Annotated in this window: 12 protein-coding genes; 2 read left to right on the plus strand and 10 right to left on the minus strand. The window is 41.6% G+C overall.

The window, feature by feature from the left end; genetic code table 11:
* Positions 1 to 79 precede the first annotated feature (79 nt).
* The 7 genes from CEX98_RS08520 to dapB all read right to left on the minus strand — a co-directional run bounded on the left by CEX98_RS08520 (position 80) and on the right by dapB (position 10,865).
* Positions 80 to 2,875, minus strand: coding sequence for a collagenase (locus tag CEX98_RS08520; RefSeq protein ID WP_099641660.1), 2,796 nt, complete (start codon positions 2,873 to 2,875; stop codon positions 80 to 82).
* Between the two features lie 413 nt (positions 2,876 to 3,288).
* Complete coding sequence (locus CEX98_RS08525; RefSeq protein ID WP_099641661.1) at positions 3,289 to 3,564, minus strand: hypothetical protein; 276 nt, start codon at positions 3,562 to 3,564, stop codon at positions 3,289 to 3,291.
* A gap of 371 nt (positions 3,565 to 3,935) precedes the next feature.
* A complete protein-coding gene (locus CEX98_RS08530; protein WP_099641662.1) occupies positions 3,936 to 4,541 on the minus strand; it encodes a hypothetical protein in 606 nt (201 codons plus the stop codon).
* Positions 4,542 to 4,961: 420 nt separating this feature from the next.
* Positions 4,962 to 5,438 carry a transcription elongation factor GreA gene (greA, locus tag CEX98_RS08535; protein WP_099641674.1) on the minus strand — a complete coding sequence of 159 codons (477 nt, stop codon included), beginning with the start codon at positions 5,436 to 5,438 and terminating at the stop codon, positions 4,962 to 4,964.
* 46 nt (positions 5,439 to 5,484) lie between these two features.
* Positions 5,485 to 8,703: a carbamoyl-phosphate synthase large subunit gene (carB, locus tag CEX98_RS08540; protein WP_099641663.1), complete on the minus strand. Its 3,219-nt coding sequence runs from the start codon at positions 8,701 to 8,703 to the stop codon at positions 5,485 to 5,487.
* A gap of 15 nt (positions 8,704 to 8,718) precedes the next feature.
* Entirely contained in the window at positions 8,719 to 9,855 is a 1,137-nt protein-coding gene (gene carA, locus CEX98_RS08545) for a glutamine-hydrolyzing carbamoyl-phosphate synthase small subunit (RefSeq protein ID WP_099641664.1), read from the minus strand.
* 206 nt (positions 9,856 to 10,061) lie between these two features.
* Entirely contained in the window at positions 10,062 to 10,865 is an 804-nt protein-coding gene (gene dapB, locus CEX98_RS08550; protein WP_099641665.1) for a 4-hydroxy-tetrahydrodipicolinate reductase, read from the minus strand.
* Between the two features lie 275 nt (positions 10,866 to 11,140).
* Between dapB and CEX98_RS08555 the strand changes: the two genes are divergently transcribed.
* Positions 11,141 to 12,454, plus strand: a complete 1,314-nt coding sequence (locus CEX98_RS08555) for a Na+/H+ antiporter NhaC family protein (protein WP_099641666.1) — start codon at positions 11,141 to 11,143, stop codon at positions 12,452 to 12,454.
* A 73-nt stretch (positions 12,455 to 12,527) separates the two neighbouring features.
* Complete coding sequence (locus CEX98_RS08560) at positions 12,528 to 13,307, plus strand: nucleoside-binding protein (protein ID WP_099641667.1); 780 nt, start codon at positions 12,528 to 12,530, stop codon at positions 13,305 to 13,307.
* 121 nt (positions 13,308 to 13,428) lie between these two features.
* Here the strand turns inward: CEX98_RS08560 and CEX98_RS08565 are convergent, their stop codons facing one another.
* The 3 genes from CEX98_RS08565 to CEX98_RS08570 form a co-directional block, all read right to left on the minus strand.
* Positions 13,429 to 14,445, minus strand: a complete 1,017-nt coding sequence (locus CEX98_RS08565) for a tetratricopeptide repeat protein (protein WP_099641668.1) — start codon at positions 14,443 to 14,445, stop codon at positions 13,429 to 13,431.
* Positions 14,446 to 14,583: 138 nt separating this feature from the next.
* Complete coding sequence (locus CEX98_RS22845; protein ID WP_172439741.1) at positions 14,584 to 14,739, minus strand: hypothetical protein; 156 nt, start codon at positions 14,737 to 14,739, stop codon at positions 14,584 to 14,586.
* Positions 14,740 to 14,790: 51 nt separating this feature from the next.
* On the minus strand, positions 14,791 to 15,222 hold the full coding sequence (locus tag CEX98_RS08570; RefSeq protein ID WP_099641669.1) for a hypothetical protein: 432 nt from the start codon (positions 15,220 to 15,222) through the stop codon (positions 14,791 to 14,793).
* Positions 15,223 to 15,682 lie beyond the last annotated feature (460 nt).

Genomic DNA, 15,682 nt, shown 5'->3' on the forward strand with positions numbered 1-15,682 from the left:
AAAATATAACAAAACCAGTTTAGTAACAAGTAAAATCAGCCTTTGCTCACAGGGCAAGCTTCATTTACTGTTTACACACCTATTGGCAACCACCCTCATTATAAGACAGCTTTAGTGACGCTCCAGCAGGAGCACCAGAAACCTTCAGGTATCCCCAGTATTGAGACTGAGCTGCTATTTCAATACACTCTTGATTACCTTGATTGAAAGAACTAGCTTCAACATTGGTGTCGTTAGGCCAGCCAGCATTGCTGTATTCTAAACCTAAATCTCCACTACCGTGAGCAGTTTGAATAACGACCGATTGCTGCCCACTCACATTTTCCAAGCTAAACCACATCGGCTCTTGGTTACCTAAGCAAATGGTTTCGCCTGCAGTTAATCTACCACTAGATATACTACCTTGTGACTGACATACGTCCTCAACCGGAGAATTTGTTAGGGTTTCTCCAAGTAACTGAACGTTTTCAAAACGATTATAGCCGTATAGCATAATGTAATAAGTGCCAGCTTCAGGGTTCATGATTTCACAGCTCTCTGTGTTACCGGATTTGTAAGGTCTGCAATCAAACTCGTTAAAGGTTGGCATTGTTCCAGCTTTAACATAAAGGTCAACATCACCAGAGCCACCAGAGGTATTCAAAATTAGCCTATCGGTATTCGGGGCTACCGCTATGGTAAATGTAAGCTGCTCATCCTGTTCACCGGCAACGGTTACCGGCACACCTGAATGGAGCTTGTTTGATGAGGTAGCACTGATTAAAGCAGTTGTACTGCTCATATGACTCAATCCACTTGGATCGCTAACGGTAAGACTAACTTGGTATTCTCCTGCCTGCATATAGCGATGTGTTGGATTTGCTTCATTACTTTCATTGCCATCTCCAAAACGCCACACATATGTGAGTAGATCTCCATCTGGATCCACACTCCCTTGACTTGAAAATGTAATGCTTTGCTCCGCCTCGCCAGAATATGGCCCATTAATTTGCGAGATTGGCGCGCTATTTTGACCACCATCCACCAGCTCATTACACCACTGAGCAAACTCCGACTGGTACTGTGATGACCAGCGGTTTATTCGAGTTTGATATCCATCCCAATTCGCTTGTCGAGTCTCTTGCCGCATGGCAATTACTTCATCAAAGTGTTTCTCGTACATAAACCTCACCCCCAAATAACCCCAACGGTAGATCCGGTCTTGATCAAAGCCATCGTAAGTCGTGCTAAAGATTTCTGCTAACGTATAAACCGAGCCATCTTTTATCGTGTCTATTGCTGCTTGGTTGTCATTGAGATTTGCAATGTACTCGGCGACCCCTTCACTCCACCACACGATGGGCTTCGTTGGTGCATTAAAGTCACCATAGAGATCAAAGCGACCATCCAAATAATGTACGTATTCATGCTCTAAGTTCCAGATATAATGATCCGGCTTTGCATAATTAGCTTCATAGGCAACAAAATTAGCAACGTTATCAACATCACTTGGGTCGCCCTCTAGATACATGCCGCCGTTATCTGTGTTTATTTTAAAAATTGCTTTAGCATATTTTTTATAGTCTGAACTGCTATTAAAGATGTTTACTTGCAGAAAGTCGTTATTATCATCAGCAACCGGTAAACGGCCAGTTTCAAGCATAGAATGGAATCGCCCCTCCTCCGCTTCCATGGTTTCACAAGCTGAAGTCAATTGCTGAGTCGTGAGCTCCTGCGCTCTAATTTTTATAGTATCGCTACAGCTATGCTGTTGAGAAAGTACCTTGGCTTCTAGTTCTTGGTCAAAATTACAAATACCAAACTTTTCACAATCAGCGTAATAGGTCGCAACATCCGCAGCGGCTAGCCATACACCATCTCCAAATCCATAACTGTTATACCGTGAAAACAAAGCCGTTAATTGATTATCTACCGCTTCTTGAATTGCGGCGCCACTATATTGTTTAAGGCGAGCCAACTCACTTGCAGCATTAATGATTAGGTATTGCGAATCTGAATTTATCATCCACGTTTGTGACGTAAAGTTTCCAAGTAGGCTTACCAGCTCTTGATCATTTTGTACCAAAGTAACGAAGTTATCATTCCACTGGCCACGATATAAAATCGTGAAAATACCATTAACCGCGCTACGCATGTTCCATTTTGACCCATAGCTTTCATTCCACTTAGAGAGCCAAGCTTTCACAACTGGCAAATAGTGGTCTTGTAATTCAGATGAGTCCATGGTTGTAATGGCTTCACCAAGCACTTTGCCATGAGCATCATTGTCGTCATAAAAGTGGCTATTGCTAACAAACGCATCTAATGCATCTTTCACCGCAGGTTTTACCCAAGTAGCAAAACTAACCTGATCATTGTAAAATTCAACATAGAAGCCGGCGCGAATAAACAAATAAAGTGCTTCTAAGTCATTACTCCCATTGCCTGAGTAGTTTCGCGAAAGTGACTCAGCACTTTGTGCCGCAGCGTGCATTTTATCTGATGTAAAAACTTGAGATTGAATACTACTGTCCGCTGAAAACAGTGCATTAATACAGCTTGTACCTTGCTGTTTGATTTCAGCCACTATTTGACTGCTATTAGCGCTTGCCAAGCTACTCAAGTCACACGGCGCTGCAGCTTCGCTTTGCTGTAAACTTAAGGTTTTCGTCAAAGACGACCGGTTAGACAAAAAGTGCGTTAGCTTGCGAGTTTCCGTTGCAGCAACGGGTGCTTTATCCTGCTTGGCCCTGTGTTCATGACCATGAGACATATTGATCGTTAAATGATTTGGCTCATTTAATGGCTTGAATAAGCGTTGTGATTCTTGATGTGCACTGGCAGAGTTAAGCGCGGTTAATGCGGACAACGCCAGCGTGAGTTTTGTCATTTTCATAAGTTACCTTTCTTGTTGTGTATCCAACCCTGATTGGGCCATTAATTTTTAACATTAAAATTACAATGTATACAATATATTTTATATAACTTTATGGAATAGCCATGAAACATTAAGCTTGAACGCTCGACTAACGGGATTATTTGATTGCCCGAGTGAAGGGGGAAAACAGTGCAAGCTGACCGCCGACAACTCATTAGGAAACAGTTTAACACCTTGATTATTAGACACTTTTCAGTTAATAAATGGTATTTAAGGTCTAAATTTGATATCAAAACAGCTTGGTATGCGCTGTTTTGTGTAAATATGCGGATTTCATGGATATTAATATTGTATTCAATTGGTTGTTCTCAGTGAGTAAGTCAACCAACTGACGACAGAAAGGAATAAAAATTTACAAAATATTGAAGAGGCTATAACTTATCTATGTGTGAAATAGCACCGGCGGTTATCTTTACTCTCACTCTGCAACCTGAGAGCGAAATTGAATAGATGCCGTCGCTGGGCTTTTGTGCTAATAAGTGTTGTAACCCGAGTAATAACTCATCGGTATCATTCTTGGCTTCTGTCTTTCTTGAATCTATATATTCTTTACCTTGTTTCAGCGCTTTATCAAAAACCACTGAAGCAACTTGCTGAGTTGACTTGCTTTTTAACGTCTTAATCAAAGCACTTTTCAATAAACTCATGGTAATCCTCATGATAAAGATACCGACCCATTTAATACAATAAAGGGATCGGCGTCTGATTGGTTTGGGAACAGTTAATATCAATTTGCTTAATTAAGTGGTCTATTTGAGGCGAGAAAAACTTACCGAGAAGCAGGAAAAAATTTAGCTATTTAGTTGTTCTAAATAAGAAACTTTTAACCTAGTTCGCTTCAGGTTTACTCTTTCAAATAACACAAGCAGTAAGACAAATCGGTATAAAGTTTAACAAGGGAGAATTAAAAGTCTAAAGCAAATTCGTTTCAAACTATGTCAATTGTTTCAAGTGTAGTTGACCTGAACTCGCCGTTGCAACCGCTAGAGAATAAGTTGTTTTTCCAAGTTCACGTTAGTTAATAAAACTCAGACAGGTGATTGAGCTGCTCGGCAACCTGCTTCCCTGAGAATAATTGCGGTATAAAGTGTAACAAGCCGGTAGAAAGCTGCTGCTCTGTTCGTTCATTACTCACTAAACTGACTATATTACCAAGCTCACTGTTGACTTCATGCCAGCTAGGATTGGCATTACTTAACCTTTCGTATGCTAACGTATTAATCTCAAAGTGCTCGAAATATTCATCTACTAGACAAAGAGGTTGGTTGAGTTTGAGCGAGTCCAACAGCGCTCGACTCAGACAAGGTCGAGTATCTGAACCCTGGGCGCTAAAGAAGTGTCCCGGTAGATTATATCCAACGATGAGATCACCGCTTTCAAACAGACTATTGGTATACAACAAAGCAGTAAGCACAAGGTAGGTATCGTATCTTGCCAAACTGACGTTCTGTAATAGCGCGCTTTGCTTACTCAAATCAATGGCATAGCGTGTACGCATTGCGCGCCAAAAATCATGGTGATTATGCGGTAAGGATTGTGCACTCGCACCAGCCAATCGCGCTTTCCAGCTCGACATAAATAGCTCAAATCCCTCTGTTTTATACTGTTCCATCTCAAACGACACCCTAGTCTCCCCATGTTGACATTGTTTTAATACCAATTGAATTCGGTCTCCAATTAATTTGGAGGGTGAAATACCATATTAGCATCGTTAAAAATTTCTCATTTAGAACAACTAAATGGCAAAACTTTTGCCTTGCTACTAACACTATTTCTCCGCTTCAGAATAGCGAGTTTACTTAATACAGTTGGTATAAGCATCCAAACAAAAGCTATAAGATTTCGCAGAAATTGCAATTACAGGGCATTACAGCAACAGGGCATTAAGTCATACCAATTGAAGTAACTCTCTAGTCAATGTGAAGGGTGAAATAGATTATTTACTAATACAATTAATATCAATAAGCGAGCGCTTGAGTGGTGACCAAGAAGGTAGGAATAAAAAAGCCCACACATTTACAGTGCGGGCTTTAGAAGAAAAGAATTACTTGTATTCAACTTCGATGATTTCGTATTCAACCAGACCGTTTGGCGTTTGAACGTTCACTGTATCATCTAACTCTTTACCAATTAACCCACGCGCTATTGGCGAGTTAACAGAGATCAAGTTGTTTTTAATATCAGCTTCGTCATCACCAACAATGCGATAACTCACTTCTTCGTCCGTATCCACATTCACGATAGTGACCGTACTGCCAAAAATAACTTTGCCGTTATTCTGCATTTTTGTCACATCAATGATTTGCGCTGTTGAAAGTTTCGCTTCAATTTCTTGAATACGACCCTCACAAAAGCCTTGTTGCTCTCGCGCCGCATGATATTCGGCGTTTTCTTTTAAATCACCGTGTTCACGCGCTTCCGCGATATCAGCAACTATCTTAGGGCGAACAACTTTCTTTAAATGATTCAGTTCTTCACGAAGCAACTCTTCGCCTCGTACTGTCATCGGAATTGATTGCATAAGTATCTCACTCATCGCCAGAGCTTTCGCTCTGGCCTTGTTCTTCTTAGTTCAAACGCTGGTGTAGTTCTTGAACAGAGTTTACAGAGTTTCTGTCATCAGCTTCATTCGCTGTGCAGTTTGCAAACGCTGCATTTAGCGTAGTGGTGTAGTTAGTCTTATGCTGCAGTGCACCACGACGTAACACCTTCGAGTCCTCAATAGCTTGGCGACCTTCGGTAGTATTAACGATGTAGCTGTACTCACCATTCTTGATACGGTCAAGAATATGAGGACGACCTTCGAATACTTTATTTACGCGACGTACTTCAATGCCCGCTTCTTCAAGCGCTTTCGCCGTACCGCTCGTTGCATCTAGTTCAAAACCAATTGCTTTCATCGTCTTAGCTAGTTCAACGACGCGTGCCTTGTCACCATTACGCACAGATAGTAGCGCGCGACCGCCACGTGGTAAAGTGTTTGATGCACCTAATTGAGCTTTTGCGAACGCTTCGGCGAAGTTTTCACCAACACCCATCACTTCACCCGTAGAGCGCATCTCAGGACCACGCATTGGGTCAACACCTGGGAACTTAGCGAATGGCAATACCACTTCTTTTACGCTGTAATATGGAGGAATAACCTCTTTCGTCACACCTTGGCTTTCAAGGGATTGACCAACCATACAACGGGCAGCAACCTTTGCCAGTGCAACACCCGTTGCTTTTGAAACAAATGGTACTGTACGAGCAGCGCGTGGGTTAACTTCAATCAGATAAACCTGACCATCTTTAACTGCAAATTGAGTATTCATTAGGCCAACCACACCTAACTCAAGCGCCATATCACGTACTTGCTTGCGCATAACGTCTTGGATATCTTGTGGCAATGTATGTGCTGGAAGCGAACATGCAGAGTCACCTGAGTGAACACCGGCTTGCTCGATATGCTCCATGATGCCGCCGATAATAACCGTTTCGCCATCACAGATAGCATCCACGTCTACTTCAATTGCATCATCTAGGAAGCGGTCAAGTAGCACTGGAGCTTCGTTAGAGACAGACACAGCTTCAGTCATGTAGCGACGTAAATCATCTTCATCGTACACGATTTCCATTGCGCGACCACCAAGAACGTAAGATGGACGAACAACTAGTGGGAAGCCGATTTCTTGTGATTTAGCAATGGCTTCTTCCAGTGAAGTCACAGTTGCATTTTCAGGCTGAAGTAAGTTCAGACGTTCTACAAGTTGTTGGAAACGTTCACGGTCTTCAGCACGGTCGATAGCATCTGGCGAAGTACCAATTACTGGCACACCATTCGCTTCAAGGTCACGTGCAAGTTTAAGTGGAGTTTGGCCACCATATTGAACGATAACACCTTTTGGCTTCTCAACACGGACAATTTCTAATACATCTTCAAGTGTAATCGGCTCGAAGAATAAACGGTCTGACGTATCGTAGTCTGTTGAAACCGTCTCAGGGTTACAGTTAACCATGATAGTTTCGTAGCCATCTTCACGCATAGCCAGCGCTGCATGTACACAACAGTAATCGAACTCGATGCCTTGACCGATACGGTTAGGACCGCCACCGATGACCATGATTTTGTCTTTGTCAGAAGGGTTCGCTTCACACTCTTCATCGTACGTTGAGTACATGTAAGCAGTATCTGAGCTAAATTCTGCCGCACAAGTGTCTACGCGCTTATAAACCGGGAGGATAGCTAACTGGTGACGCTTCTTACGGATCTCTTTTTCAGACACACCAGCGATTTCAGCAATACGTGAGTCCGAGAAACCTTTGCGCTTTAAGCGACGCAAGAAGTCTTTGTTTAGCCCAGCCATGCCAACTTCAGCAATTGTTGCTTCATCTTTGATGATGTCTTCGATTTGCACTAGGTACCAAGGGTCAATCTTAGTCAACTCAAAAACATCTGCAACAGACATACCGTGGCGCATTGCATCTGCAATGTACCAAATGCGCTCAGCACCTGGCTCACGCAATTCACGAATAATTGTTTCTTTCGCATTAGGCGCATCAAGGGCAACGATTGGATTTAGACCTGTTGCACCTACTTCAAGACCACGTAGTGCTTTTTGCAATGATTCTTGTTGGTTACGACCAATCGCCATTACCTCACCAACTGACTTCATTTGCGTAGTTAGACGGTCGTTTGAACCTGCGAATTTTTCAAAGTTAAAACGAGGGATCTTAGTAACAACATAGTCGATTGATGGTTCAAATGATGCAGGTGTTGCTCCGCCTGTGATGTCATTTTGAAGTTCGTCAAGCGTGTAACCTACAGCAAGTTTAGCTGCAATTTTAGCAATCGGGAAACCGGTAGCTTTAGAGGCCAGAGCTGAAGAGCGTGATACACGCGGGTTCATTTCGATGATAACCACGCGACCATCAACTGGGTTTACACCAAACTGAACGTTTGAACCACCCGTTTCAACACCAATTTCACGAAGTACGGCCATCGAGGCGTTACGCATGATTTGGTATTCTTTGTCTGTGAGTGTTTGTGCCGGTGCAACTGTGATTGAGTCACCGGTGTGAACACCCATAGGGTCGAAGTTTTCGATAGAACAAACGATGATACAGTTGTCGTTTTTGTCACGAACCACTTCCATCTCATATTCTTTCCAGCCTAATAGGCTTTCATCGATCAGCAGCTCATTGGTTGGCGACAAGTCAAGACCACGAGTACAGATTTCGTCAAACTCTTCCATGTTGTAAGCAACACCACCACCGGTACCACCCATAGTGAAAGAAGGACGAATAATACAAGGGAAGCCGATGCGCGTTAAAATATCATGTGCTTCATCCATCGAATGTGCAATTTCAGCACGAGGACATTCTAAGCCGATATTTTTCATCGCAGCATCGAAACGCTCACGGTTTTCAGCCTTATCGATGGCATCTGCCGTTGCACCGATTAGTTCAACGCCATGCTTTGCAAGCACGCCATGCTTATCTAAATCTAATGCACAGTTAAGCGCAGTTTGACCACCCATAGTAGGTAATACTGCATCCGGCTTTTCTTTTTCGATGATCTTTTCTACCACTTCCCAATGGATCGGCTCGATATAAGTTGCATCGGCCATTTCAGGGTCAGTCATGATAGTTGCAGGGTTAGAGTTAACAAGAATAACTCTATAGCCTTCTTCTCTTAGGGCTTTACAGGCCTGAGCACCAGAGTAATCAAATTCACATGCTTGGCCGATAACGATTGGGCCTGCGCCCAAGATCAGAATACTTTGTAAGTCAGTACGTTTTGGCATTATTACTCCGGTCTATTAAGCGTTACGAGATTGCATTAATTCAATGAAATGGTCGAATAGCGGTGCCGCATCATGTGGGCCTGGGCTCGCTTCAGGGTGACCTTGAAAGCTAAATGCCGGCTTGTCGGTGCGGTGAATACCTTGTAGTGTGCCATCGAATAGCGACTTGTGCGTTGCACGTAGGTTGTCAGGCAAACTTGCTTCATCAGCAGCAAAACCATGGTTTTGAGCTGTGATCATCACTACGTCACGATCTAAGTCTTTAACCGGGTGGTTACCACCATGGTGACCAAACTTCATTTTTACTGTTTTCGCTCCAGACGCAAGCGCTAGTAACTGATGGCCCAAACAAATACCAAAGATCGGTGTCTCTGTCTCTAAAAATGCCTTAATTGCATCAATAGCGTAAGTACATGGCTCAGGGTCACCTGGACCATTTGATAGGAAAATACCATCTGGGTTTAATGCCAATACATCAGCAGCGGAGGTTTCTGCTGGGACAACGGTTAATTTACACCCTCTGTCTACTAGCATTCTAAGAATGTTCTTTTTCACACCAAAATCGTAGGCAACAACATGGAATTTCTCTTCTTCAGCTGAAAGCGTTTTAAAGCCCTCGCCTAGAGTCCAGCTTGATTCACGCCATTCAAACTGAGCTTCTGTTGTTACTACTTTTGCTAAATCCATCCCTTTCAAGCCAGGGAATGCTTGCGCAGCTTCTAGCGCCTTTTGCTCGTCTACCTCGTCTCCTGCAATAATACAGCCGTTTTGGGCACCTTTATCACGTAGAATACGGGTTAATTTACGAGTATCAATATCCGCGATCCCAAGGATATTGCGTTCTTTCAAGTAATCACTCAATGATTTTTCGTTACGGAAATTACTCGCGAGCAGTGGTAAGTCACGGATCACTAGGCCTTTCGCCCAGATCTTGTCCGCTTCCTCATCTTCGCTGTTAGTACCGGTGTTGCCGATATGTGGGTAAGTGAGCGTAACGATTTGTTCCGCGTATGAAGGATCCGTTAAGATCTCTTGATACCCCGTCATTGACGTATTGAATACCACTTCTCCGACTGACATACCGTCAGCACCGATAGCAGTACCGCGAAACACCGTGCCGTCTTCAAGGACTAACAGAGCGGATTTAGTCAAGTTAACCTCCTAATAGTAAAAAACGGGCGAAAGCAAAACGCTCAACATCCCGTCTACAAAGCGCTTGGTAACACGCAGTTATTAAAATTTTGGCAAATTCGTTATAGTCTACAGCATGATTGCCTTTTCGTCTAATAGAAATCGCAAAAATTATAAAAATAAGCTATTAAACTAATTTTTTGCTTTAAAGCCTCAAAATGCTACAATTACTTCTTTAAATCTAGCACATCTTGCATATCATAAAGGCCAGCTGGTTTATCTTTTAACCACTTCGCAGCCCTTACAGCACCTGATGCAAACGTCAATCTTGATGCTGCTTTATGTGTTAATTCAAGTCTTTCGCCCATTGTCGCGAAGTAAGCCGTATGTTCACCTACTATATCACCCGCTCTTAGGACCGAATAACCGATCTCATGTTGTGATTTCGCTTCATGACTCTGGCTTCGATCATAGACCGCAACTTCATCATGCTCCCAACCTTTGGCTTCAGCAATTGCTTCTCCAATTGCAAGCGCAGTACCTGAGGGAGCATCAATTTTATTACGATGGTGGGCTTCAAAAATTTCAATATCCATTTCATCAGATAGCTTTTCAGCGGCTGTTTGGACAAGGTTAAGTAGTAAGTTTATACCGACACTATAATTGCGAGAAAATACGATGGGAATTTCTTTGGCTGCGTCTGCAAGTAGCTCCATTTCACTGTGTGTTAGGCCTGTTGTTCCTATTACCATCGGCGTTTTACTGCTCCGTGCAGCAGATAAATGTTGCAACATCCCCTCAGGTAAAGTGAAATCTATCAGTACATCAACGTTATCAAGTGAGCCCTGCTCAGAGCTAAAACGCAAATTATCGTCAGACTTTGGCTGTAACTGACTTACCGCTTTATTAAGGTATTGCGAATTATCTCTCACAAAAGCATTACTAAGCGTGGTCTCAGGTGATAAATAACACGCTTCAATTAATGCCAGCCCCATTCTGCCATTAGCACCATATATACCTATTCTTGTCATGCGTTACCCTTTTTATTTGTGGTGTGATTATCCGACAGGTCGCAACGGTGGCAAACCGGATAAAAGAAATGCATTTATGCGGGAGTAGAGTTTAACTTATCTGTGTGCCATAGTCAGTTAAGTTGAAAATAATAAAACATTAGACTTTAGACGTCTAAACATATAAACTTCCGCGCTTACTCACCTATAGCAATTGAATAATTCTCAACTTAGGTGTGTTGTGCAGTTTTACAGCCACTAATTTGTTTGGCTGTGCTTTTTTGTTGGGGAATGCGATGCAACCGAATTACAATCAAACGAAGGCGAAACTCTCTTTACTGCCTTTGCTAACCTTTGTAGGGATTTTTCTTGGCGCGGGATTGTATTTACAATCTCAAGGTGTTGATTACGCCTTTTATCAGTTGAAAGCGCCTGTCGCGATTTTGCCCGCTATTGTTTTAGCTTTTATACTCAATAAAGACACCATAAATCGCAGTGTGGAAACCTTCATCCAAGGTGCTGGCCACAGTAACATTATTACTATGTGTCTTATCTACTTACTCGCAGGTGCCTTCTCGGCTGTAGCCAGTGCAACAGGTGGCGTAGACGCAGTAGTAAATGCAGGTCTGTCTTTTATTCCCCCCGCTTTTTTGTTGCCAGGATTATTTCTGATCGCAGCCATTGTATCCACTGCCATGGGCACATCTATGGGGACTATTGGTGCAATTGGCCCAATTGCGGTCGCCGTTGCCATGAAAACAGGGATAGATCCAGCATTGATGGCGGGCACAATCGTATCGGGTGCTATGTTTGGTGATAACCTGTCTATCATCTCCGACACCACTATCGCAGCCACAAGAACTCAAGGCTGTGAAATGAAAGATAAATTTAGAGAAAACCTGAAGATCGCACTACCAGCGGCTTTGTTGACCGTATTACTCTTGGTATTTCTAACACCTGAACCTCAAGTTGTGGAAACAAAACCATTTGATTGGTTATTGGTTTTACCGTATGCGTTTATTCTGGTGCTTGCAGTAATAGGTATTAACGTTTTTGTTGTACTTTTCAGCGGGATTGTTTTTGCTGGGTGCATGGGCTTTGTTGGTGACTATCAGGGAGCCACTTTCTTGAATGACATCTACAAAGGCTTCAGTGATATGCAAGAGATCTTTTTGCTTTCTATGTTCATTGGTGGCTTGTCTGAATTTATCCGTATTAATGGTGGACTAGATTTCTTGGCTAGACAGATCCAAAAGATTACCAGTGTCATTGCGAAATGGCACCGCAAAGTTGCTGATCAGCTCGGTATTGCAGCGTTAGTTTTAACCAGCAACCTTTGTATAGCCAATAATACTGTCAGTATCATTGTTGCAGGCCCAGTCGCGAAAAAACTGGCTGAAGAAGGGCAAATTTCAGCGAAACGCTCAGCAAGCCTATTAGATATTTTCGCCTGTGTTATGCAAGGTTCACTGCCTTACGGTGCACAAGCACTGTTGCTTGGAGCTACGTTTAAGATCAGCCCTTGGGATGTCTCTACTTCATCATACTACTGTTTTATTTTGGCATTCACTGCTGTAGCAGTTATCTGTATCAGAAGAAATAAGGCATAATTTATTCATTTATGGCGCCCAATTTTGGGCGCATTTGTTATAATTTCATTTTTAACGCTATCCGAATTAATAAATGAAACTCAACTCTCTCATAATTTCATCTTCACTTGCTTTCAGCACCTTTTCTTACGCTGCTGATTGGAGTACAACGCAACTACACATTAACCATGGTGATTTCAAAAACCCATTTAGCACAAATGAAGCAACCACTACGGTTTACTCTTTACAACATGCTTCAGGCTATCGCTATGGTGATAATTTCTTTTTTATTGACTATAGCAAAGATGATCTAAGTGATGGTTATCAAGACGGTGACTTTTATGGTGAATGGTATTCAAGCTTTTCAATGTCAAAGATCGCAGGCTTTGAACCTTCATTAGACTCCATCGCAGATGTTAGCTTAACCATGGGTTTTAATGCGGCCGGTGATGCTAAGGTGATGAAGTATTTGCCTGGTATCAAAGTAAATTGGAATCTTGATGGGTTCAATTTCTTTTCTTCGGCTTTTACACTTTATCAAGATGATAGCCAAGGCGTGGCTCATGGCGGCGCACCCAAAGAAAGTAATAGCTGGATGATAGACCTCGCGTGGGGATACCCTTTTACTATCGGTGAGCAAAAGTTTTATCTTACTGGTCACGTAGAGTATATCGCTGAACGTGAAAATGAATTTGGTAATGAAGTTAAAGGCTGGCTGTTAGCCCAACCTATTTTACAATGGGACCTCGGCTACGCGTTAAACATGCCAGGCAATCAGTTAATGCTGGGTATAGAGTGGCAATATTGGCGCAATAAACTTGGGACAGACACCAACGAATCTGTTCCGCAATTACATCTAGCTTGGACCTTTTAAGCTTAAAAGCTGAGTGATTAGAGGCTATTCGTCTTAACAACCGAGTAGCCTGTTGACAGTTTTTATCCAACCATCGCATTTCGTGACCCCTCGCACTTCTACTTAATACATTCGTGCTAATTTATTTACACCAAGACAAAGAGATATTGTCGTAACCAATACCAGCACCGTCGACAGCTTTTACATGCTCCTTATTTGCTAACTCTTTATAGAGTGCCGTTAGTGCTGGCAGCTGCATGAGTGACACATAACGCGTAAGGTTATTGCTGTAATCAGTTTCCATTAACATAGGCAATGTATCCATCAAAAATGTGCGTTGTTCTGTATTCAGCTCCAAGGCCTCTACCTTTTTTTGAAAAGTAAAGCTTTGCCATTTCAATACCGTGATCAACTCTGTGTCTTTCGTTTGCTCGACTCGCATTGTAACGGTATTAATATAGCGGCGATAACTATCCCAGCGTTCGGATAAAATATAGGCATTGAGTAAATTTAACCCTACATAACTTGCTTCGTAGGTCTGCCCTGCTTTTTGATGATATAAAAATGCTTGCCGATAGAGCTCTGCAGCGTCTGCATATTTTCCAAGGTCAAAATATACATTCGCTAAGTTATTGTTTAAGGCTGCTTGCAAATGAGCTTCCTCCTGGAATTCAGAAAGCGCTTTGACCAATATATTAGTGGCTTTATCTAACTGACCTGTAGTGCGATACAAAACAGCGAGGTTGTTAATGATCTTTTGCTTCTGCTCAGTATTAGAAAACCTCATTGCACATTCATAATTACGTTCAGCAAGTTCAAACTGACTGTTTCGTCTAAAATAAATGGCAAGAAAAGTTGCAACTTGCCCTTTCTCATAGGTCAAATAGTCCAGCCAAGTATCTTCTTCAGAGAATAACCCAATCACCTCCCTCACCTGCTCTTGGTTATTTGTTCTAATTCCAGATTTGAGGCCTGCCAAATGAATTTCATACAGCCCTCGAGAGGGTTCTCTCGGCAAGCTAGGCCGTGCATTTTTATATGTCTGTAATGCTCGAGTTGGATTGGAAATATTTTGCTCCTGAATAACTTTTAATGTTTTGAATAATTCATCAGGCGTTAATACAGCAAGGGAAGAAACTAAAACTAAAGCATGCAGCACTTCAACTCTCCAATTACAAAGCTTTAATCAAGCATAGTGGAGCAAGCTTAAATTGAGCAAATTTACAAAATAAAAAGGCCCTTAGAGGGCCTTAAGTTGGATTAAACGGATTGGGGATAAACAGTCATCAATGAGCAATTACCAATATATACCCAAACATGCTCCCCATAAACAGATCCCAAAGAAGCCATCAGGCGACACAAGCTGCTCCGAAGCAAGCGCTACCGTGGGCGCAGCTGCAGAAGCTACAGCAGTTAAAGCAACAACGTTTTTTACATTAATAAGATTTTTCATAAAAATATTCCTTTTAGTTAATAATGCACATCTTTTGTGCGGTTGTTTAGGTTACCTACTTAGGTTAACCTGAACGCTTTCCATAGACGGTAAATCTAAACCGTCTAAATAACTCTGTTGATTTTGACAAGGTCCACAGTCAAAAAAGCTTTTATCTACTGTAATATTAATAACAATGTTGTTTTTTTCTGTTTGATTAAATATCTGAGATATTTTGGGGTACTCAATAAGGCGTGCTAATGCCGCTTTGTCATCCTCATCAATTTCAAATTCCTTACCTTTAAGAAGTTCATCAAACTCATCTTCATTTTCACCTGTTTCAAAGTAAAGCACTTGTCCTGCTTTGCTAAATACAGCTGTCATCGGAAATCTATTTGGCAACTTGGCATATTTTAAGTCTTTTGGTGGCACATTGATTACTTGTGTAGCCATACTCATGGTGCTGACAGTAGATAGTACTAACACACTAAATAATTTAAGCATTTTTCGTTTCCTTCGTTTCGCTTAACTTGTAATGTAACTGTAATACAGAACTCACAGAAAGGAAAAATGTGATAAATTCAACTAGAGATAACGACAGTTAACACCAAATAAAAAATACCAAAACAACACTCAAAAAATAAAAAAACAAAAACAAAAATCAAATTAATTTAGATAAAAAACCCAGAAAAAACTAACAATAATTTCCTAGCCGAAAAACCAAAAATAAAAGGAATAAAATATTAAAATTAAAGCATAAAGAATAAAGGAAGAAAAAGAAATTTGATAAGTTAACGAAAAGTAAGTAATTACAACCTAAACTTATTTAAAAATAAAGCAATAGTGGGAGCTATTTGTAGTCAATATAGGTAAGCGCATCAAAATTAAAAAAACTAATACACTCTCACTTACAGGGAATTTTTAAAGAAAATTCATTCTACCTTTGAAGTTTGATCAGAACAGC

It is taken from the genome of Pseudoalteromonas piscicida, assembly GCF_002744175.1.
GTDB classification, from domain to species: domain Bacteria; phylum Pseudomonadota; class Gammaproteobacteria; order Enterobacterales; family Alteromonadaceae; genus Pseudoalteromonas; species Pseudoalteromonas piscicida_B.